The following is a 4,537-nucleotide window of genomic DNA, read 5'->3' as shown; positions in this document are numbered from 1 at the left end:
GTCCGGCGCCAATCTGTGGTGGATGCTCTACGCGTGGCGCACGCCCGAGACCTACCAGCAAACCTTCTACCTGCCGGCCATCCGCGAACCCGCCCACAGTTTTTCGATCATCGTTCCCGCCCGCCACGAGAACGAGTCGGTCCTTCGAGCGACAATCGCTCGTCTCGTTGATCAGACACACCCACGAGTAGAGATCGTTCTGGCCGTCGGCCACGATGATCCCTCGACCGTGGCGGTGGCCCAGAAGATCGCAGGTACCTATCCGGGCCTGAAGATCTCAGTCAACGACTCGGAGGTCAAGAACAAACCACGCCAGCTGAACACCGCCCTGGCCGACTGTACCGGAGACATTGTAGGAGTCTTCGACGCGGAGTCCCTGGCGGCCGCCGAACTGCTCGTCCATGTTGATGAAGTCTTTCAGGCGAATGGTGCCGATGTCGTTCAGGGCGCGGTCCAACTCATCAATTTTCAATCCAGCTGGTACTCGCTCCGCAACTGCCTGGAGTACTATTTCTGGTTTCGTTCGCGGCTGCACATGCATGCCCAGAAGCAGTTCATCCCGCTCGGTGGAAATACCGTCTTCGTCCGTAGGGCACTCCTCAACGAAGTAAACGGATGGGACGGCGACTGCCTCGCTGAGGACTGCGACCTCGGCGTTCGCCTGTCCGCACTCGGCCGCAAGATCAGTGTTGCCTTCGACCCCCGTCTGGTCACCCGGGAGGAGACGCCAGACTCGATATACGCCCTGGTGAAGCAACGGACCCGCTGGAATCTCGGCTTCATCCAGGTGCTCTACAAGGGCGACTGGCGAAGGCTGCCGACGCGCCGGGCGCGAAACCTGGCCCGATTCACCCTCCTGCAGCCCATGAGCCAGGCGTTCTCGGGGCTGGTGCTCCCGGTGGCTCTGCTGACTGCCGTCATCGGCGACTTCTCCATGGTCATTACACTGATATCGTTTCTACCGACCCTCCCGACGGTTGGCATGCTCGGGTTCGAGGTCGTCGCTCTCCGGGCGTTCGGGCAGGACTACGACTTTCGTATCCGGATACGTGACTACGCCCGCCTCGTGTTCTTCACGCCTGCCTACCAGTTGGTTCTCTCGTGGGCGGCCGTCCGATCGGCCTTCCGTTTCTTCGCCGGAAACTTCGAGTGGGAGAAGACAGCTCACGTCGGCGCCCACCTGAGCACACCCGCAATCGCCGACGACGCAGTCAGGAGGATCTGAACGTGTCCACGACCGCAGTATTACCACAACCGGTCGTGACCGCCGTCCGAACACCTGTGGCAGCGGCGATCCGGCCCCGGTGGAGTTGGTCGGACATGACCATCATCGCCGCGCTCATCACGATCATGACTATCGCCCTACTCGTCAACCTCCACGGTTACCCGACCGTCCAGGACGACGAGGGAACGTACCTCTCGCAGGCTGAATGGGTGCGGGCACACGGCTCGCTGTCACCGTACACCTACTGGTACGACCACCCGCCGTTCGGCTGGATACAACTGGCCGCATTGTCCTGGATCCCAATTTTCCATGGGGGTCCGCTGACCGTTGCGGCCGGGCGTGCCATTATGGTTCTCTATGCAGACGTGGCCGTCGTGCTGCTCTACCTGCTGGCGCGTCGGCTGCGGATACGTCGGCCCTTCGCCGTCCTTGCTGTGCTCCTGTTTATCTGCTCGCCAATCTCCGTGACATTCCTCCGCCAGGTCTATCTGGACAACCTCGCGATTCCGTGGCTCATCGCGGCCTTCTACTTCGCCAGCACTCCCCGCCGGCATCTCTGGCACTACGTGCTGGCCGGGGCACTTCTGGCAGGTACTGTGCTGACCAAGGAGACCACCGCGATACTCCTGCCCGCCGTGGCGCTCGCAGGCTGGCAGTCCAGTTTTGAGAAGACCAGGGCCTTCGCCTCCGTGGGATTCTGGTTGGGTTTCATTCTCATCTGTCTGGTCTATCCGCTGATGGCCATCCTCAAAGGTGAGCTGTTCGCCGGCCCGATCCATGTGTCGCTGCAGGCCGCGATGAGTTTCCAGTTCATGGATCGGGCGGGTTCGGGCTCGGTGTTCGATCCGTCCGCGTCAGCCCACGCCACGGTGTCCGGCTGGCTGCACCTCGACAAGTGGTTGCTCATTCTGGGCGCGCTCGCCGCCGTCCTCGCGCTCCTCGTCCGCCGGCTGCGGCCGATCGGGCTGGTGGTGGTGCTGCTGGGGTTCACCCTGTTGCGAAAGGGTTATCTGCCACAGATGTTCATCATCGTGGCGTTGCCCTTTCTTGCACTGTGCGTGGGCGGGATGGCCGACCAGGCCTGGTCGCTCGCCCACCGTTTCGCCAGGCCGGTGCGGTGGTTCGGTGAGGGCGGCCTGGTCGTGGCGCTGACCGCTGGCATTCTGGTGCTCGGACTCGCCTGGCAGCCGGGGATCTCCCGAGCCTTCACCGCGTCCAACAATGTTGAGCATGCCGCCGCGGTGGCCTATCTGCGGAGCCCCACAATTCCAAGGGACAGCCGGATAGTCGTGGATAACACGATGTGGCAGGACGTCTACCACGCAGGTTTCTCCTCGCCTTGGCGCACGATCTGGTATTACAAAATAGATCTTGATACTGCGGCAAAGGACGAGCTACCGGGAGGCTGGCAGGACCTGGACTACGTCGTCCTCACGCCATTCATGCGGCAGGACATCTCTACACTCGGGCTGACGATTATGGCCACCGCGGTCGAACACTCGCAGGTAGTCGCGCGTTTCGGTACCGGCCCGACCGCTGTTGAGATCCGAAAGGTGCTCAAATGACTTGGCAGCGTAACCGGACAGTGGCGCCGAACGGATGGTGGGTAGTCGAAATATGCCTTCCAGCTCGGTATGAGAACAACCGGAACTGGGGGTAGCGTGAGCCGGAGAATGAAATCGTTGGTCCCGGCGGCTGGAATCGTTGCCGGCGCCGTTCCAGCCGCGCGGCGGGAGCTGGGCCCTGGTCCGGTTGCGCAGCAGTCTGTGCTTGCTGGACCTGCCGGGCCACGTTCGGCGGTGAAATCCGAGGTTCGGCCACAGTTGACGGTGATCGTGCCGACGAGAAACGAAGCCGCCAACGTCGTCGCGCTCCTGAACCGGGTCGACGCGGCGCTCGAGGGTATGGACGCCGAAGTTCTCTTCGTGGACGACTCCACCGACGGCACCCCACAGACAATCGAGGCGGTCAGGCAGGGTTTCAACGTGACGGTGCGGCTGTACCACCGTTCACCCGACCTGCGCTGGGGAGGGCTCGGTGGTGCCGTCGTTGACGGATTCCGCCTGTCGCGTTCTCCTTATGCGGTCGTGATGGACGGTGATCTCCAGCATCCGCCGGAGGCACTGCAGACGTTGTATGACGCCGCGGTTGTCAAGCAGGCGGACATGGTCATCGCCAGCCGGTACCGCGGGGACGGGGACGCGGCGGGGCTGGCCAGCGGTGTGCGTAGGTTCGTGTCATCCGGTGCCAACCTCGTTTCCCGGCTGGCTTTTCCCCGTCGGTTGCGGGGCGTAACCGACGTGATGAGCGGATTCTTTCTGGTCCGGGTCGACGCGCTCCGCCTCGACCAGCTTCAGCCCAGCGGTTACAAGATACTGCTTGAGCTTCTCGTTCGTACGGATAAGGTCACCGTGGCGGAAGTCCCGTACTCCTTTGCGGAACGGCATGCGGGTGAGTCCAACGCCTCTGTATTCGAGGGGCTGCGTTTTATCCGGCATCTGTTCTGGCTCAGGGTCCCGCGAGCGGCGCGCTTTGCGCTGGTCGGAGCCACGGGTCTGGTACCGAACATTCTCACCACCGCGATTCTCGCCGCCGCCGGGTTGCACTACATCATTGCCGCCGTCGTGGCCACGCAAATCGCAAACGTGTGGAATTTTATTGGCTGCGAGTTGCTTGTCTGGCATGATCGGAAAGGCTCCTGGCGGCGCCGGATGGCCCCATTCATGTTGCTCAACAGCTGCGATCTGGTCTTCCGGTTGCCGCTGCTCGCCTTCTTTGTGGAGAAGTGGGGGCTCGGTGCCGGCACCGGAACTCTCCTGACCCTGGTCGTCGCGTTCGCGCTGCGGTTCCTACTCATTGACCGGTTGGTATACAGGAATCGGGCCGACAAGCCTCCGGCGCGTCGACCGGACACGACGACGGTGGTCGAGCCCGAAGCGGTCGACAATGTGCTTGTCGAGCATTCGGCATGAGTCCTTGGAAGGCGGCCTACGGAGATCATCCTGCGGTCGTCGCCAACTCGGTTCAGTTGGCGGGGAACGGTACCGCAATTTTCGGTGTGTATCGGAACGGATGCAGCTCCGCTGCTTTTGGAGACGTCGACAGAGAAATTCTGGAGAAGGTGGTCCTCAATGACGAGTGCTAAGGATGCCGGCGGCCGTCGCCGGTGGCGGCGCAGGTGGGGCGGACAAACTGTCAGGCCGTTTGGGATGCTCGCCCTGATGGTCATGTTCGTGGCCCTCCTGGCGCCGGCGTTGACGTCGTCTCAGGCAGCGCTGGCCGATGCGACCAATATGTTGCAGAACGGATCCC

Annotated in this window: 3 protein-coding genes; all 3 read left to right on the top strand. The window is 62.5% G+C overall.

The features are described from left to right. Positions 1 to 1,225 (top strand): glycosyltransferase family 2 protein (locus U9980_RS17805; RefSeq protein WP_322768951.1); only part of this gene is annotated, 1,225 nt, incomplete at its 5' end. Positions 1,226 to 1,320: 95 nt separating this feature from the next. After that, positions 1,321 to 2,790 (top strand): ArnT family glycosyltransferase, encoded by a 1,470-nt coding sequence (locus U9980_RS17800; RefSeq protein WP_322768950.1) that lies wholly within the window; start codon positions 1,321 to 1,323, stop codon positions 2,788 to 2,790. Between the two features lie 69 nt (positions 2,791 to 2,859). After that, positions 2,860 to 4,197 (top strand): glycosyltransferase family 2 protein, encoded by a 1,338-nt coding sequence (locus U9980_RS17795; RefSeq protein ID WP_322768949.1) that lies wholly within the window; start codon positions 2,860 to 2,862, stop codon positions 4,195 to 4,197. Positions 4,198 to 4,537: the final 340 nt, after the last annotated feature.

The organism is Protofrankia sp. Cr1, from assembly GCF_963555865.1.
Taxonomy (GTDB): domain Bacteria; phylum Actinomycetota; class Actinomycetes; order Frankiales; family Frankiaceae; genus Protofrankia.
Note: the sequence above shows the minus strand (reverse complement) of the source record. Positions and strands in the feature narration are given on the sequence as shown.